At 36.0% G+C, this 1,294-nt stretch carries 3 protein-coding genes; all 3 read right to left on the bottom strand.

Annotated elements, in window-relative coordinates; all coding sequences use genetic code 11:
• A partial coding sequence (locus IQ224_RS23580) for a transposase family protein (protein WP_194033558.1) occupies window positions 1-273 on the bottom strand: 273 nt, incomplete at its 3' end.
• Window positions 274-579: 306 nt separating this feature from the next.
• Complete coding sequence (locus IQ224_RS23585; protein WP_002748459.1) at window positions 580-933, bottom strand: hypothetical protein; 354 nt, start codon at window positions 931-933, stop codon at window positions 580-582.
• Between the two features lie 120 nt (window positions 934-1,053).
• Window positions 1,054-1,294 (bottom strand): transposase (locus IQ224_RS23590; RefSeq protein WP_194032751.1); only part of this gene is annotated, 241 nt, incomplete at its 5' end.

Raw genomic sequence — 1,294 nt, forward strand, 5'->3', positions numbered from 1 at the left:
TACAATCCGACATATAGTTGATTCTGATAGTTCCCAGCTTGTACCAATGTGAAAATATGTTCTATATTCTCGCCAATATTCTAACGTTACTAAAACTTGTTCTTCTATAGATAGTTTAGGTTTCGGTTCCCTTTTAGATGGTGAATTAGAGTCGGCTTCAACACTTTTTACTGATTCTACCATCTTTCTATAGGTTTGTTTATACACACCGAAACGGCGTTTGAATTGTTCATCTGATAAGTTTTGATAATCCATAATTTTGCTAATAAACATAGCAAAATTATAGATGATTTCCTGACCTAAGATCACATTTTATTCTTTTTTCCACTTCAATCTAAGAATTGAGAAAAAAGCAAAAACCTCCATTATACCATAAAAAAATTATGCAAGAGGTCTATTTAAAAGAGCAAGCTTTAGGAAAATTGTCTCATCAATTTTTTGATAATTGACCACTGTTACATTTGGTAAATCGAGGAGTTGATCAAAATTTATCCACATAACCCACCTCCTGTTCTGTTTTACTATTATACCATCCTCACACAGAACCTAGAAGAGCCGTTTTTTGACTGAGTAAATATATCAACTATAGCACCTCCCATATTGGTAAGTAGCTACACAACGGTTTACTTGAATTCCAATTTTGTCCGAGGGGTTGAACTTAATTTCCTCGACAACGTAGGAACTGTTACGCAATACACCCGATATATATCTTATTTGTCGATGGTTTAGCGAGGTTAAAGTTACTTCCGCTTTTCCTTCATTAACATCAACAATTTTGAAGTTCTGTAGGGGTTCATGCCAGCGTCCTCTATTCTGTTGTTCGACACTACTATATTCTGATAGTATGCGGAACCGCTCTATACTAATGACAGAAGGTCGGGTTTCTCTGATAATTACTTTGCCTTGAAACTCTATCTGTTCTATCTCTTTCATCGCCACTTCTTTTGTTTTTGAATCTCTCCCTAAAGCGATCGTTTTTGCTTGGGAATCGAACTTGATTAATCTCCCAGATAGAGAAGTACCATTTGGCTCTTCGTTACTCTTTATGCTAAATCAACAGACAAGATGCCAAGATAACATACTTCTAACCCAAAAATTCCGAAAGTTTCTAAAGCCATAGCCTCTCCGTTTTATTAGTTTAAGTTTATTGTTGATTCCCTCGACCACCCCATTCGTTGTCCTTCGCTCGAAATAACTAATTATTTCTCCAAACCAGTTTCGGATTGTTTGACAACTCTTAGTAAAAACACTGGAGGATTTTGCCAACCATTCCGAGATGGATAGCATTCCCTCT

This window comes from Microcystis sp. LEGE 00066, assembly GCF_015207925.1.
GTDB classification, from domain to species: Bacteria; Cyanobacteriota; Cyanobacteriia; order Cyanobacteriales; family Microcystaceae; genus Microcystis; species Microcystis ichthyoblabe_A.